Genomic DNA, 15,356 nt, shown 5'->3' on the forward strand with positions numbered 1-15,356 from the left:
TAAAAGGCCGCACCGTGGCTAATCAGGATCCCATTCGTGTCGGAGTTCTTTACTCGGAAACGGGCGTTACTTCGACCATTGGACTGTCTCAGCTCCAGGGGGCCCTGCTTGCTATTCGTGAGATTAACGACTCTGGGGGGATTGATGGCCGCGAGTTGGTGCCAGTCCGCTATGACGCCCAGTCCAATCCGGCGCGTTATGCGGAGTTAGCTGAACAGCTGATTGTTCAAGACCGCGTCAACGTGATTTTCGGTTGCTACATGTCGAGTAGCCGTAAAGCCGTCATCCCTGTGATTGAAAAGTGGAACAAGCTACTTTTCTATCCGACGCTTTACGAGGGGTTTGAATACTCAGGAAATGTGATTTATACAGGTGCTGCCCCGAATCAGAACAGCGTGCAATTAGCTGAGTTTATGACGGCAAACTTTGGGGCGCGCGTATATCTCATTGGCTCGGATTACATTTATCCGTACGAATCCAATCGCATCATGGGTGAGCTGGTATTGCAGAGGCCTGGTAGTGAAAAGTTGGGGGAGTGTTACCTGCCGTTAGATGCAACGGAGAAGGACTACGGCGTGATCATGGAGGATATTCGCAACAAGCGTCCCGACTTCATTTTTTCCACCGTTGTGGGGGACTCTACGGCCGCGCTTTACAGAGCATACGCCGATGCTGGATTTGAACCACGCTCGATGCCCATCGCCAGCTTGACGACTTCTGAGGCTGAGATATCGCAAATGGGTCGCGGCGTAGCAACTGGTCACTACACTGCCGCGCCGTATTTCCAATCAATTGATTCCGAAGCGAATCGCCATTGCCTCTCGCGCTTGCGCCAGCATTTCGGAGAGGATAGCGTACCCAACCTGTGTTGGGAGGCTTCATACTTTCAGACACATATCTTCGCAAACGCGTTTCGCCAAGCAGGCAGTGACGGCATCGCCGAGTTGATGCCACACATATTGGGAAGCGAATTTGATGCACCTCAGGGTCGAGTCAAAATTGACTCCACCAATCACCACACTTGCCTCTACCCGAGGATCGGACGCGTGGATGCCGAGGGCCAATTTACTATCGTGCGGCAGGCCACTCGCCCAGTCTATCCAGACCCTTATCTAGTCACCCATTCTCTAGGAGATTGGACGGCTAAGTTGGAAACGCTGGAGAGCTGACCGTGGACAGCATCGGCAAGCGCGGCACACTTCGCGTTACTCCGACGCAACTGAAGGAACTGCGCTCGCTAAAGATCGCGGTTATCCATCCAGACGACGGTGATGGCCGTCTGCTAACACAGCAATTACAACGCATTGGATGCCTAGTGCAGGCGTTCTGGCCACCTGTTAGATCACTGCCAGAGAATATTGACATTGCTTTTGTTGCAGTGCGCCCAGAGATCCTGGGCCTCCAGTTTGACTGGACAAATAGTGATGACGCGCCCACTGTTATTGCGGTGGTGAACTACGAAAATCCGACGATAGTGGAGGCAGTGCTCGCGCTCAGGGCGACGGCCGTTCTTCCTTCGCCGATTAGGTCATTTGGATTGATGTCGACTCTCGTCGTAGCTCGCGAGTCGCATAAGGAAAATCGCTCGCTGTGTCGGCGATTGAACAAGATCGAGGCAAAGCTACTCGGTGCCCGACAAATCGCCGATGCAAAGGCGATTCTCATGAGGACTCACAGTTTGTCCGAGACCGAGGCTTACGACTCAATCCGGGACCAGGCGATGAGCCGGCGGGTGACAACCGAAGAAGTTGCGTCCGCCATCGTCAACGCCAGTGAAGTTCTCTCGCTTGGAACGAAGAAAGTCGATAGGTAACTGTGGACCGTAGTCGCTCAAATTTGGCTAATGGATGTCATTGAAGCGGCATTTAACGCCACCACTACAGAGGAGAATATTTTGACTTATTTTGATGTTAATGCAGCTGTCACGGGCTCAAGCTTCACTTATCCCTCAAGTCGCTCGCACAAAACTGGTTACCTGTAACCAGTAAGACCCCGGTGATTGAACTACGGCACTTGCGTTACTTCGTCGCTGTCGCAGAGGAGCTGAATTTCCGTCGTGCCGCCGAACGCATTCATATCGATCAAACCCCGCTATCGAGGACGATTCGCGATCTTGAGGATCGTCTGGGCGTGCGATTGTTCGTTCGCTCCCCGCGTAAGTTGCACCTGACGCCAGCCGGTCTGCGCCTGCTCAAGGAAGTACGGAAACTCTTCATCCGTGTCGAGCGCACCTATCGCGCCGTACGAGAGACGGATGCCCGCTTCCGCGCGCCGCTGCGTATCGGCGTTGCAGACGGCATCGCTCAGCCGAAACTAACTCAATGTTTAGTCAACTGGCGCAAGGTGGCGCCCGAGATCCCTCTGGAACTCACAGAGATGCGCGCTCTGGAGTTGGCCGAAGCATTGCAGCGCGAAGAACTGGATGCAGGATTGTCCTTCGGCGTGCCGGAGGACGACGCGATCACTCAGCAGGAAGCGTGGAGCTACCCGGCAATGGCACTGTTGCCGCTCGGGCATGAACTGGCATCGCGACCAGCGCTTACTCTCGCGGAGCTGCTTGCCTTCCCGTTGCTGTCCTGCCATTCCGACCGACTGCCGGGCCTTTTGGAGCAGATCCGAACCATCGTGCAGCGCCATACGACGACGCCCACGTTCGCAGGCGAAGCCCGTACACTGAGCGGCTACTTCACGCGCATTGCTACCGGCATGGGCGTGGGTGTGACGGACGCAGGCCACGTAGCCGCGCTGTGCCGCTCGGATGTCGTGACCATACCGCTGCACGAAGACGAGCGCATCATCACATTCGTGCTGCACAAGCACCAACGCTTCGGTTTGCCAGAAGTGTTGCAACGTTTTGTTGCGCACACCAAAACTTTGCATTAATCGTTACAGCTCTCGCTCCTGTAGCGCGCCGCATGGCGTGATCGGCCTTGGACAATTCGCGCATTTTCCTTAATGCTGCTACTTGCTGACGACTTAAACGCATTGAAGGCGTGACTTCGTCTTTCGAGGCCGGCTCCTTCCGCCAGCTTACGCCACAACCCCCTCCACCGCGCTCCTACGGGTGTGCGGCTTGGCGACTCGATTCCAAACTTAGACATGCGGTGCCACTGCGGCACATGTGCGCTGGAACCAAGACGATAAGGAGTAGTGAGTCATGCCAACCCGTGGTGCGACCGGCATTTTGTTCGGACAGATTGTTGTGGTGTTGGGCGTCGCTATCGGCGGCGTCTGGGCGGGCACGCAATGGACCGCGCATGCGCTGGGTCACCAGACGCGGCTCGGGCTGCCGTGGTTTGCGTTGTCCGGCGCGCCGGTCTACGAGCCCTGGAAACTGTTCGAGTGGTGGTACTTCTACGGCGCCTACGCACCCAAGATCTTTGAGCTCGGCGGCATCATCGCTGCTTCGAGCGGGATGCTCGCCACCGGCGCGGCCATCGGCATGGCGGTGTGGCGTTCGCGATCAGCCAAGCAGGTCACGACCTATGGTTCCGCTCGATGGGCCGAGCGTGAGGAGATCGTCGAAGCTGGCCTGACCCGGCCTGCCGGCGTGTTCCTTGGCAAGACCGCCCACAAAGACGTCAACTACCTCCGCCACGAAGGCCCGGAGCACGTTATGGCATTTGCCCCTACCCGCTCAGGCAAAGGTGTGGGCTTAGTCGTGCCTTCGCTGCTGTCCTGGCCGGGGTCCGCGGTGATCCACGACATCAAGGGCGAGAACTGGAGCATCACATCGGGATGGCGTGCACGGTTTTCGCATTGCTTGCTTTTCAACCCGACCGATGCGAAGTCGGCAGCCTATAACCCACTGCTCGAAGTGCGGCGCGGCATGCACGAGGTGCGCGACGTACAAAACATCGCCGACATCCTGGTCGATCCAGAAGGAGCGCTGGAACGGCGCAACCATTGGGAGAAAACCAGCCATGCATTGCTGGTTGGCGTCATCCTGCACGTGCTGTACGCGGGCGAGGATAAGACGCTGCGCGGTGTGGCCAACTTCCTGTCCGATCCGACCAGTCCGTTCGAAGTGACGCTGCACCGGATGATGACCACTGGCCATCTCGGCGAAGAAGTCCATCCCGTCGTCGCTTCCGCAGCACGTGAGGTGCTCAACAAAAGCGACAACGAGCGTTCGGGTGTGCTGTCTACCGCCATGAGCTTTCTCGGCCTGTACCGCGATCCCACGGTGGCAGAAGTCACCTCGCGCTGCGACTGGCGGATCGCCGACCTGATCTCGGGCGCGCATCCGGTCTCGCTCTATCTGGTTGTGCCACCCTCGGACATCAGCCGCACCAAGCCGCTGATCCGTTTAATCCTTAACCAGGTTGGCCGGCGCCTGACCGAATCGCTGGATGGCTCGGACGGCATCGCGCGCAAGCACAAGCTGCTCTTGATGCTGGACGAGTTCCCGGCGCTGGGCCGGCTCGACTTTTTCGAGAGCGCCCTCGCCTTCATGGCCGGCTACGGCCTGCGTGCCTTCCTGATCGCGCAGTCGCTCAACCAGATCGACAAGGCCTACGGCCAGAACCATTCGATTCTGGACAACTGCCATGTGCGTATCGCGTTCGCGACAAACGACGAGCGCACGGCCAAGCGCATCTCCGAGGCACTCGGGACGGCCACCGAGTTGCGCGCCCAGCGCAACTACGCTGGCCATCGGCTCGCGCCGTGGCTCGGCCACCTAATGGTGTCACGCCAGGAGACGGCCAGGCCGCTGCTGACACCGGGCGAAGTGATGCAACTGCCGCCCGACGATGCCGTGGTGATGGTGTCGGGCCATCCGCCCATCAAGGCCAAGAAGCTGCGCTACTACCAGGATCGGAACTTCACCCCGCGCGTCCTCCCTGCACCTGCACTGACTGCGGGCATCTACGCAGACCGACCTGCTGCACGGCCTGACGACTGGAGTGGACTGCCACCCATGGCAGCTCTGCCGGCTTCGTCTGTCGTTGACGTCGGCGGCCTCGCCGACGAGGGTGGTCACCAACTCAAGCCCGAGTTGGATCTCGCTGCCGATGCACCAACGCTTCCAGACGCCGATGGCCTGTTGGTGCTCGATGACGAAGACGACGCGCCGCTGCGTCCGCAGGACGTAGACCGGCAACTGATGCGCACCGCGCGTCTGGCCGCACTGGACCCTGACGACGGGATCGCACTATGACCCGTGCCCGCCTGAACATCTTCATTGAGCCGGAACACGCCAAGCGCTTGGACCAGGTTGCGGCGCACAAGGGTGTGTCGAAGTCCGCCGTGATCGCTGCCGCGCTGGCCTCGTTCCTCTCGCCCGATGGGGAAGACCAGCGCGAGGCGGCCATCGCCAAACGCCTGGACCGGCTCTCGCGCCAGTTCGACCGTCTGGAGCGTGACCAGAACGTGTTGATCGAGACGGTGGCGCTCTACGTCCGCTACTTCCTGACGGTCTCGATCCCCGTGCCCGAGGGCCAGCAAGACGCGGCGCGCGCACAGGGCCGCGCCCGCTATATGCAGTTCATCGAGCAGCTCTCGCGCCACATCCAGCGCGGCCGCAGTCTGGTGCGGGAAGTCCATGAGGACATCGGACCTGCAGAAGCTGCCCAAGGGGATTCTGGCACCGAATCTCAGGAGGTTCCTGGTGAAAATGCCTGAGCCGAACGGCGTAGACACCTCGCTGGAGCGACGCATTCGCATGCTGCGCACGGCCATGGGGCCAGAAATCGTGGCAGCGCTCGAAGACCCCGAGGTCGTCGAAGTGTTGCTGAACCCGGACGGCTCGCTCTGGTTGGACCGCCTGGGCACAGGCCGCGAAACCACCGGCGCGGCGCTGCCGCCGGCCGTGGCCGAACGAATCATCCGGCTGGTGGCCGCGCACGTGCGCACCGAGGTGCATGCGGGCGCACCGATCCTGTCGGCAGAGTTGCCCGAAACCGGAGAACGCTTCTTGGGCGTGTTGCCGCCCGTCGTGCGCGCACCGTCCTTTGCGATCCGCAAACGAGCGCTGCGCATCATGACGCTGGCGCACTACGTGGCCGACGGCGTGATGACCGAGGAACAGGCGGCGTTCCTGCGTCGTGCCGTGCGAGAGCGTCTGAACATCGTCGTGGCGGGCGGCACCAGCACGGGTAAGACCACGCTCGCCAATGCCTTGCTGGACGAAATCGCGGAGACGCGTGACCGGGTGCTGATCCTCGAAGACACGGTGGAGCTGCAGTGCCGCTCCGACGACCACGTGGGCATGCGCACCGAGCCGGGTGTGAGCACCATGGCCGACCTGGTGCGCGCCACCTTGCGGCTGCGTCCGGACCGCATCGTCGTCGGCGAGGTGCGCGGCTCCGAGGCACTCGACCTGCTCAAGGCCTGGGGCACCGGACATCCTGGGGGCATCGCAACCGTACATGCCGGTTCGGCTCATGGCGCGCTCACACGGCTGGAGCAACTGGTGCAGGAGGTCAGCGTGACCGTGCCGCGCGCCCTGATCGCTGAGGCGGTCAACGTCATCGTTTTCATCGCCGGCCGCGGCCGGGCGCGTCGCGTGCGCGAGATCGCACGCGTCGTCGGCCATGACAGCCACGGCTACCAGCTCGATACCGAGCTGTCTTCCTTCCCGTCTCTTCCTCCGTCCAACCCTTCCTCCACAGGAGATCCCTCATGAAGACTGCACGCATTCCCGTAAAACCGCTTCTGCACATTGCCGCGACGGCTGCACTGCTGCTGGCCGTGGCGCTGCCCGCGCAAGCGGCCGGCTCGAACATGCCCTGGGAGGCGCCGTTGCAATCGGTGCTCGAATCCATCCAGGGGCCGGTGGCACGGATCATCGCGGTGATCGTCATTATCTCGACGGGTCTGGCGCTGGCCTTTGGCGACACCAGCGGTGGCTTTCGCAAGCTGATCCAGATCGTGTTTGGTCTGTCGATCGCGTTTGCGGCGTCCAGCTTCTTCCTGACCTTCTTCAGCTTCACGGGTGGGGCGGTGCTGGCATGAGCACCGCTACGGGAAACCTGGTCGGCTTTGAAGTGCCGCTACACCGGTCCCTGACCGAACCCATCCTGCTGGGCGGTGCCCCGCGCACGGTGGCGATTGCCAACGGCACGCTTTCCGCTGCCGTCGGCTTGGGCCTGCAGCTCTGGCTGCCCGGCCTCGTGTTGTGGATCGTCGGGCACTCGCTGGCTGTCTGGGGTGCACGCTTGGACCCGCAGTTCATGCAGGTCTTCGCGCGCCACATCAAGCACCGGCAGTTGCTGGACGTGTGAGGTCTCGATGCTAAATCTCACCGAATACCGCAAGCGCCCCGCGTTGCTGGCCGACTGGCTGCCGTGGGCCGGATTGGTGGCGCCAGGCGTCGTGCTCAACAAGGATGGCTCGTTTCAGCGCACGGCGCGGTTCCGCGGGCCGGATCTGGACAGTGCGACGCAGGGCGAACTCGTCGCCACGTCGGCGCGCCTCAACAACGCGCTGCGGCGTCTGGGCTCCGGCTGGGCCTTGTTCGTGGACGCCGAGCGCCGTGAAGCTGCTGGCTATCCAGAATCGGTTTTCCCGGAGCCGCTGTCCTGGCTGGTCGATGAAGAACGCCGCGCCGCGTTCGAAGAGGACGCCAGTCACTTCGAGAGCAGCTACCACCTGACGTTGCTGTACTTGCCGCCCGAGGAATCGACGGCCCGTGCCGCCAGGCTGCTGTACGAGAACAAGCGCACCGAGGGTGTGGACTGGCGCGAACGGCTTGACGCGTTCGTCTCCGAGACCGAACGCCTCTTCGGCTTGCTCGAAGGCGTGATGCCGGAGGCATCGTGGCTCGGCGACACGCAGACCCTCACCTACCTGCATGGCTGCGTGTCCACGCGCCGACATGCGGTCGCCATGCCCGAAGTGGCGATGCATCTGGACGCGCTGCTGGCCGACCAACCATTGGTGGGCGGCTTGGCGCCGATGTTGGGGAATCAGCATCTGCGGGTGCTCTCGGTGCGCGGGTTTCCGGCATCGACCTGGCCGGGGTTGCTGGATGACCTGAACCGTCTGGGCTTTGCCTATCGCTGGAGCACGCGCTTCCTGTGCCTGGACAAGTCCGAGGCGGAGAAAGAACTGCGCCGGCTGCGCCGCCAGTGGTTCGCCAAGCGCAAGAACATCGTCGCGTTGCTGCGCGAGACCATCTTCCAGCAGGAGAGCTTGCTGGTGGACTCGGATGCGTCCAACAAGGCATCGGACGCCGACGCGGCGCTGCAGGAGCTGGGCGGCGACCAGGTGGCCTTCGGCTACGTCACAGCCACAGTGACCGTACTCGACGCCGACGCGACCGCAGCCGACGAAAAGTTGCGGGCGGTGGAACGGGCGATCCAGGGACGGGGCTTCGTGACCATTCCCGAAACCCTGAATGCGGTTGACGCCTGGCTGTCCTCGCTGCCCGGCCATGCCTACGCCAACGTCCGCCAACCTATCGTCTCAACGCTGAACCTGGCGCACATGATGCCGGTGTCGGCCGTGTGGGCTGGGCCGGAGCGCAATGCACATCTCGACGGCCCGCCCTTGATCGTCACCCGCACCGACGGTGCCACGCCGTTCCGGTTGGTCACGCACATCGGCGACGTGGGTCACACCCTGATCGTCGGGCCGACCGGCATGGGCAAGTCGGTGCTGCTCGCCACGCTGGCGATGCAGTTCCGCCGCTACCCGGGCTCGCGGATCTTCGCCTTCGACATGGGGCGCTCGATGCGAGCCACCATCCTCGGGCTTGGCGGCGAGCACTACGACCTCGGAACCGACGGCGCCATTGCGTTCCAACCGCTGGCGCGCATCGACCAGGACGGCTACCGCACCTGGGCGGCCGAGTGGATCGAAGGGCGCTTGATTCAGGAAGGCGTCGCCGTAGGCCCACCCGAGAAGGATGCCGTCTGGTCTGCGCTCAACAGCTTGGCCAGCGCACCGGTGGAACAGCGAACCATGACAGGGCTGTCGGTGCTGCTGCAGTCCAATGCACTACGGCAAGCCCTGAAGCCTTACGTGCTAGGCGGCGCCCAGGGAAAGCTGCTCGATGCCGATTCGGACCGGCTCGGCGCCGCAGCCGTGCAGGGCTTCGAGATGGAAGAGCTGATGCACAGCAAGGCGGCCGTGCTGGCGGTGCTGGGCTACCTGTTCGCTCGCTTCGACGAGCGCTTCGACGGTGCGCCGACGTTGCTGATCCTCGATGAGGCCTGGCTGTTCCTGGACGACCCCGTATTCGCTTCGCGCATCCGTCAATGGCTCAAGACTCTGCGCAAGAAGAACGTCTCCGTGATCTTCGCGACACAGTCGCTTGCGGACATCAAGGACTCGACCATTGCGCCGGCCATCGTGGAGAGCTGCGCGAGCCGCATCTTCCTGCCGAATCCGCAGGCGACCGAGCCGCAGATCCGGTCGATCTACGAAGGCTTCGGTCTCAACGGCCGGCAGATCGAGATCGTCGCGACCGCACAGCCCAAGCGGGACTACTACTACCAGTCGCGGCTGGGCAACCGTGTCTTCGACCTTGGGCTTGGGCCGGTGGCGCTGGCTTTCGCTGGTGCCTCCACACCCGAAGACCAACGGGCCCTGGACGCAGTGTCCGCTGGCACCGCCTCCCCGGACTTCGCCGCGGCCTGGCTGCGTAGTCGCGGCCTCGACTGGGCCGCCAACCTCATCCCGTCGTTTCCGTCCTTTCCCCTATCACCTCAGGAGAACTCACCATGAAGAAACACCTACTCGCCGCCGCTGCGGCGTCGCTTATGGCGCTTGTGCCCGTCGCGCATGCGCAATGGGTCGTGATCGACCCGACGAATCTGGCGCAGAACATCATGACCGCCGCCAACACCCTTGAGCAGATCAACAACCAGATCAAGCAATTGCAGAACCAGGCGCAGTCGCTGATGAACCAGGCGCGCAATCTAGCCAGCCTGGATTTCAGCGCACTCAATGAGCTGCGCGCTACCCTGTCGGCCACGAATCAGCTGATCCAACAAGGCCAGGGCCTTGCTTTCAACGTTGCGCAGATGGAGACGGATTTCCGTCGGCTGTACCCCGAGTCGTATTCGGCTTCGATCTCTGGCACGCAGATGGCGACCGATGCGCGCACGCGCTGGGCCCATTCGCTCGAAGCACTGCGCACCGCGACCAAGGTGCAGTCGCAAGCGGTGCAGAACTTCACATCGGACGAGCGGACCTTGACGGACTTGGTGAACCGCAGCCAGTCCGCCACTGGCGCATTGCAAGCGATGCAGGCGACTAACCAACTGCTGGCCTTGCAGTCGCGCCAGGCCATGCAGGCCCAGCAACTGCAGATCACGCAGGACCGTGCCGCGGCGTTGGAGCAAGCGCGGCAGGTGGCGGTGCAGGAGCGTGCGCGCGAAGTGCGTCGGCGCTTCCAGGGCGACGGCACGCCGTACACGCCCCACACGGTCAACTTTTACGGCAACTGAGGGGAGGGCGCATGCGGAAACTCTTGATCGTGGTGCTGGCAGCGCTTCAGGCTGCTTGTGGCAAGCCCACACCCTTCGAGTCGGTCGAATCGCTGGTGGCCAATCCCGAGCGCCTGAAGGAGTTGCGCGCGCAGTGCAAGGCGGACCGGACCAGGATCGGCGATGCCCAGTGCAATGCCGTGGCTGAGGCCACGCGTCGGCGCTTCTTCGACAGCGGCGGGCCGAAACACACGCCGCCGCCGACACCCGCAACCTCTGCGCCGGCAGCCAGGGACTGAGCGATGAATGACCTATCAGTCATCGACCGGTTCCTCGATGTCTTCTCCCGCTACATCGATTCCGGATTCGGCCTGCTTGGAGGCGAGGTTGGGTTTCTGACAGCCACGCTGGTCGTGATCGACATGACCCTGGCAGGTCTCTTCTGGGCGATGAGCAATGCGAGCGGCGGCGGTGGCGACGATGTGATCGGCAAGCTGGTCAAGAAGGTGCTGTACGTCGGCGCCTTCGCCTTCATCCTGAACAACTTCAACAGCCTGTCAGGGATCGTGTTCCGGTCGTTCGCTGGGCTTGGATTGATGGCGTCCGGCTCGTCGATGACCCAGGGTGAGCTGCTGCAGCCGGGTCGCCTGGCGCGGGTGGGCGTGGAAGCCGGCGCGCCGATCATGAAGCAGATCAGCGAGCTGACGGGCTTTCCGGAGGTGTTCGCCAATCTCGATGTCATCACCGTGCTGTTCCTGGCCTGGCTGGTGCTAATCGTGAGCTTCTTCGTCCTCGCGGTGCAGCTCTTCGTGACGCTGATCGAGTTCAAGCTGACCACGCTCGCGGGCTTCGTGCTTGTGCCGTTCGCGCTGTGGAACAAGACAGCGTTCCTGGCCGAGCGGGTACTAGGCAACGTGGTCTCTTCAGGCATCAAGGTGTTGGTGCTTGCGGTGATCGTCGGGATCGGCACTGGCCTGTTCGCCGAGTTCACGGTGCCGCCCGGCACCGAGCCGTCCATCGACCATGCGCTGGTCATCATGCTGGCCGCGCTGGCGATGCTGGGTTTGGGGATCTTCGGGCCGGGCATTGCCACCGGGCTGGTGTCGGGTGCGCCGCAGCTTGGCGCGGGTGCGGCAGCTGGCACGGCGCTGGGTGCTGCCGGACTGGCTGTTGCCGGCGGCGCGGCCGTGGCGGGAGCCGCCTCGGCTGTGGCCGCAGGAGCACGCATGGCGCCGAGTGCCGCGCGTGCCGCCATCGGCGGAGGTGCCGCCGCGGCACGGTCTGCCAGTTCGATGGCCAGCGCCGCGAAATCGGCCTATCAGGCAGGCGCCGGCGCTTCGGGCGCAGGCGGCATGCGCGCGGCCGGTGCCGGCATGGCCAACGCCGCGCGCAGCGGCGCCATTGCCGCCGGACAGCGCGTAGCGGCCGGCGCCAAGGCAGTCAAGGACAGCGTGGCGAGCTTCGTTGCGGATGCCGCGGCTCCAGCAGCTTCGAAAGCGGCCGAAGTCAACGGATCCAGCACACCGTCGGCTGAGCCCACTTGGGCCAAGCAGATGCGCCGCAAACAACAGATGACGCATGCGGCCACGACGGCCGCGCACGCATTGCGTTCAGGCGATGCCGGGGGCAGTGGCGCCAGCCCGAGCCTGCGCGATGACTCAAATTCTTAGGAGAACCTGATGCTATTTAGACGACCCCAAGTGCGGTACTCGGCGACGCCCGAGCCCGTGACCCCGTACCAGGCCGCCGCACAGGCCTGGGACCTGCGCATCGGCAGCGCGCGCCTGCAGGCCAAGAACTGGCGGCTGATGGCTTTCGGTTGCCTGTCCCTCGCGTTGCTGATGGCCGGCGGCCTCCTGTGGCGCTCGGCCCAGTCCATCGTGACGCCGTTCGTCATCGAGGTGGACAACGCCGGCCAGGTGCGTGCCGTGGGCGAGGCCGCCACACCCTACAAGCCCAACGACGCGCAGATCGCGCACCACCTGGCACGCTTCGTCGCCGACGTGCGCTCGCTGTCCATCGACCCGATCGTGGTGCGGCAGAACTGGCTTGAAGCCTACGAATACACGACGGACCGTGGCGCCGCGACGCTGAACGACTACGCGCGGGCGAACGACCCCTTCTCGCGCATCGGGCAAAGCTCAGTGGCCGTGGAGGTCACAAGCGTGGTGCGGGCCAGCGACACGTCCTTCCAGGTGCGCTGGATCGAGCGCAGCTATGCCAACGGCTCGCCCTCAGGGATGGAGCGCTGGACGGCTGTGTTGTCCGTCGTGCTGCAGCCGCCCCGCACCGAACAGCGCCTGCGCAAGAACCCGCTGGGTATCTATGTCAACGGCCTGTCTTGGAGCCGTGAACTCGAAGCCACTGATGCAATGAAAGGAACAAAGCAGTGAACACACATTTCCCCAGATCCGTACTTCCGTTGGTCCTGCTGGCCCTTACTGGCTGCGCTACCCAGGGCAAGCCGCCACCGACGATCTCGCTGGACGAGCCCCTTGCCGTTGCCGCGCAGCAGCTGCCAGAACCGCCGAAGCCTATCGAGGTGGTTGAGGTGCCGAAGCCATTGCCGTTGCCTGAGCAATTGAAGGCGTTGCCGAGCGAGGCCGAGGCGAAACTGGCGCCGGAATCCGCGGACGAAAAAGTTCGCGTGTCCCGCGCCAACGCGGAGGCACGGATCGCGCCGACACGCGAAGGGTATGTCAATGCGATCCAGGTCTGGCCCTACGCCGACGGTGCCCTCTATCAGGTCTACACCAGCCCGGGACGTGTGACCGTCATCGCCTTGCAGCAGGGCGAAGAGCTGGTGACGGTCTCCGCCGGCGACACAGTGCGCTGGATCGTAGGTGATACGGCCAGCGGCTCGGGCGCGACACTGCGCGTGAATGTCCTGGTAAAGCCCACACGCATCGGCTTGAAAACCAACCTGGTGGTGACGACCAACCGTCGTACCTATCTGCTCGAACTCTCTTCCACGCCGCAGGCCTGGATGGCTTCTGTGTCCTGGGACTACGCGAAGGACCGAATGCTGGCCCTGCAGAAGCAGGCGCAGCAGGCTCAGGCGAGCGCGCCTGTCGAGACCGGTATGACGCTGGAGCAGATCAGGTTCCGCTATGCCGTCAGCGGTGACAGTCCGCCATGGAAGCCGCTGCGCGCCTTTGACGACGGCGAACGGGTCTACATCCAGTTCCCAGGTGGCATCGCGCAGGGGGAGCTGCCGCCGTTGTTCGTGATCGGCGCGCGGGGCGATGGGCAACTGGTGAACTACCGCTTTCGGTCGCCGTATTACGTTGTGGACCGCCTGTTCGGTGCAGCCGAGCTGCGGCTGGGCGGCGACAAGGCGCAGGTGGTGCGCATCGAACGCACCGATGGTGTCAGTGCGGGCGCTACGCGGAGGAACTGAGCATGAACACGTCCCCCGAGGCAGCACCCGCCGCGGTCCCGAAGGTCGAGCCCGAATCCGTGGCCTTGCGCGCTTCGCCTCGCCCTGTCACGCGCCTAAACCGCCGTATGCTGGCGCTTGGTGCCGGCGTCCTGGCCGTCGCCGTGCTTGGCGGCACCCTGTGGTCCCTGCAGTCGAACAAGCGCCAACGCAATCCGGCCACTGAGCTGTACAACGTCGACCGCGTCTCGCGCGCCGAAAACCTGGATCAGTTGCCGAAGGACTATGCGGGTATTCCGCCCGCCGTGAAGCATGGGCCGCCAGTGCTGGGCGAGCCGCTCCCCGGCGATTTGGGCCCGGCCATCGTCAAGGCTCAGCAGCCGATGGAGACGCGGCCGCCGGGCGGTGGCATCGACCCGGCGCAGGCCGAACGGCTGGCGGCCGAAGAAGCGGCCAGATCGTCTGTGTTTTTCCGAAGCGGTGCCAGCAACGGCGGACCTAAGCCGGGCGCAGCGCAGGCCGCCGTTGATCCTTCGGCATTCTCTTCAGGCAATCAGCCGTTCAATCCGATGGGGACGACCGCCCCTGCAGCGCAGTCCTCCGATCCGACGGCCGCGCAGAACCGGCAGGATCAGAAGGAGGCGTTCATCGCGAAGGCGGGCGAGGCTGTCACCCGCAATTCCAGCAGCTTGCAATTGCCGGCGTCGCCGTATCAGGTGATGGCAGGCACGATCATCCCGGCGGCATTGGTGACAGGGATCAACTCCGACCTGCCTGGCCAGGTCATCGCCAACGTGTCCGAGGCGGTCTACGACACCGCCACGGGGCGTCATCTGCTGATTCCGCAGGGTTCGCGCCTGATCGGCCGCTACGACAGCCAAGTGGCCTTCGGACAGCGGCGCGTGCTGCTGGTATGGACCAGGCTGATCCTGCCGGACACGTCGTCGGTTGCACTCGACCGTCTGCCCGGCATCGATCCTGCCGGCTACGCCGGGCTCGAAGATGGCGTCGATTGGCATTGGGACCGCATCCTGGCCGGCGCTGCACTGTCCACGCTGTTGGGCATCGGGGCCGAGTTGGCGGCACCGGAGAGCCGCACCGATGGCAGCCGTATCGTCATCGCGGGACGTGAGAGCGCACAGGAGACGGTGAACCAGGTCGGCCAGGAGATCACGAAGCGCAACGTGAGCATCCAGCCGACGTTGACGATCCGGCCGGGCTTCCCGATGCGGGTGATGGTCAGCAAGGACCTGGTGCTGCGGCCGTATCAGCCCTTGTTCTTTCAGCGGGGATCGTCGCAATGAGCACGAACAAGCTGCGGTTGGGACCTTTGCCGAAGGCCGAGAGCGTCAAGCTCACGGTTCCCCTGCCAGCCGAATTGAAGCAGCGCCTTGACCGGTACGCGCAATTGCACAGCCAGGCGCATGGCGAGCCGGTCGATGCGGTCGCACTGATTCCGCACATGCTGGATGCGTTCATTTCGCGTGACCGAGAGTTCCTCAAGCGCAGCCGCAAGAACGGCACGTTGTCTGCCCCGCCGCCTCCACCAAGCCCCTGAATGCTTCGGCGGCCGGCTTTCGATATCTGCTGTGCTACCGTTC

The 15,356-nt window shown here is 63.5% G+C and carries 16 protein-coding genes; all 16 read left to right on the forward strand.

What is annotated here, in order from left to right; genetic code table 11:
- Window positions 1-14 precede the first annotated feature (14 nt).
- The 16 genes from PSV26_RS07420 to PSV26_RS07495 all read left to right on the forward strand — a co-directional run bounded on the left by PSV26_RS07420 (window position 15) and on the right by PSV26_RS07495 (window position 15,313).
- Entirely contained in the window at window positions 15-1,169 is a 1,155-nt protein-coding gene (locus PSV26_RS07420; RefSeq protein ID WP_300569388.1) for a transporter substrate-binding domain-containing protein, read from the forward strand.
- Window positions 1,170-1,171: 2 nt separating this feature from the next.
- On the forward strand, window positions 1,172-1,813 hold the full coding sequence (locus PSV26_RS07425; RefSeq protein ID WP_300569391.1) for an ANTAR domain-containing protein: 642 nt from the start codon (window positions 1,172-1,174) through the stop codon (window positions 1,811-1,813).
- Window positions 1,814-2,013: 200 nt separating this feature from the next.
- Window positions 2,014-2,883: a LysR family transcriptional regulator gene (locus PSV26_RS07430; protein ID WP_300569393.1), complete on the forward strand. Its 870-nt coding sequence runs from the start codon at window positions 2,014-2,016 to the stop codon at window positions 2,881-2,883.
- A gap of 274 nt (window positions 2,884-3,157) precedes the next feature.
- A complete protein-coding gene (locus tag PSV26_RS07435; protein WP_300569396.1) occupies window positions 3,158-5,161 on the forward strand; it encodes a conjugal transfer protein TraG in 2,004 nt (667 codons plus the stop codon).
- On the forward strand, window positions 5,158-5,625 hold the full coding sequence (locus tag PSV26_RS07440) for a CopG family transcriptional regulator (RefSeq protein ID WP_300569399.1): 468 nt from the start codon (window positions 5,158-5,160) through the stop codon (window positions 5,623-5,625). The genes PSV26_RS07435 and PSV26_RS07440 overlap by 4 nt, the downstream gene beginning before the upstream one ends.
- Window positions 5,618-6,628 carry a P-type conjugative transfer ATPase TrbB gene (trbB, locus tag PSV26_RS07445; RefSeq protein ID WP_300569550.1) on the forward strand — a complete coding sequence of 337 codons (1,011 nt, stop codon included), beginning with the start codon at window positions 5,618-5,620 and terminating at the stop codon, window positions 6,626-6,628. The genes PSV26_RS07440 and trbB overlap by 8 nt, the downstream gene beginning before the upstream one ends.
- Window positions 6,625-6,957, forward strand: coding sequence for a TrbC/VirB2 family protein (locus tag PSV26_RS07450; protein WP_300569402.1), 333 nt, complete (start codon window positions 6,625-6,627; stop codon window positions 6,955-6,957). The genes trbB and PSV26_RS07450 overlap by 4 nt, the downstream gene beginning before the upstream one ends.
- Entirely contained in the window at window positions 6,954-7,226 is a 273-nt protein-coding gene (locus PSV26_RS07455; RefSeq protein WP_300569405.1) for a VirB3 family type IV secretion system protein, read from the forward strand. Before PSV26_RS07450 ends, PSV26_RS07455 begins: the two co-directional genes overlap by 4 nt.
- 7 nt (window positions 7,227-7,233) lie before the next feature.
- Window positions 7,234-9,672 carry a conjugal transfer protein TrbE gene (gene trbE / locus PSV26_RS07460; protein WP_300569408.1) on the forward strand — a complete coding sequence of 813 codons (2,439 nt, stop codon included), beginning with the start codon at window positions 7,234-7,236 and terminating at the stop codon, window positions 9,670-9,672.
- On the forward strand, window positions 9,669-10,397 hold the full coding sequence (gene trbJ, locus PSV26_RS07465) for a P-type conjugative transfer protein TrbJ (protein WP_300569411.1): 729 nt from the start codon (window positions 9,669-9,671) through the stop codon (window positions 10,395-10,397). Before trbE ends, trbJ begins: the two co-directional genes overlap by 4 nt.
- 11 nt (window positions 10,398-10,408) lie before the next feature.
- Window positions 10,409-10,675 carry an EexN family lipoprotein gene (locus PSV26_RS07470; RefSeq protein ID WP_300569414.1) on the forward strand — a complete coding sequence of 89 codons (267 nt, stop codon included), beginning with the start codon at window positions 10,409-10,411 and terminating at the stop codon, window positions 10,673-10,675.
- Window positions 10,676-10,678: 3 nt separating this feature from the next.
- A complete protein-coding gene (gene trbL / locus PSV26_RS07475) occupies window positions 10,679-12,046 on the forward strand; it encodes a P-type conjugative transfer protein TrbL (protein WP_300569417.1) in 1,368 nt (455 codons plus the stop codon).
- A 9-nt stretch (window positions 12,047-12,055) separates the two neighbouring features.
- Window positions 12,056-12,769 (forward strand): conjugal transfer protein TrbF, encoded by a 714-nt coding sequence (gene trbF, locus PSV26_RS07480; protein ID WP_300569420.1) that lies wholly within the window; start codon window positions 12,056-12,058, stop codon window positions 12,767-12,769.
- Window positions 12,766-13,776: a P-type conjugative transfer protein TrbG gene (gene trbG / locus PSV26_RS07485; RefSeq protein ID WP_300569423.1), complete on the forward strand. Its 1,011-nt coding sequence runs from the start codon at window positions 12,766-12,768 to the stop codon at window positions 13,774-13,776. The genes trbF and trbG overlap by 4 nt, the downstream gene beginning before the upstream one ends.
- A gap of 2 nt (window positions 13,777-13,778) precedes the next feature.
- Window positions 13,779-15,059, forward strand: a complete 1,281-nt coding sequence (locus tag PSV26_RS07490) for a TrbI/VirB10 family protein (protein WP_300569426.1) — start codon at window positions 13,779-13,781, stop codon at window positions 15,057-15,059.
- Window positions 15,056-15,313: a DUF2274 domain-containing protein gene (locus PSV26_RS07495; RefSeq protein ID WP_300569429.1), complete on the forward strand. Its 258-nt coding sequence runs from the start codon at window positions 15,056-15,058 to the stop codon at window positions 15,311-15,313. Before PSV26_RS07490 ends, PSV26_RS07495 begins: the two co-directional genes overlap by 4 nt.
- The last annotated feature ends 43 nt before the right edge of the window (window positions 15,314-15,356 follow it).

Source organism: Polaromonas sp. (assembly GCF_029945685.1).
Taxonomy (GTDB): Bacteria; Pseudomonadota; Gammaproteobacteria; order Burkholderiales; family Burkholderiaceae_C; genus Polaromonas.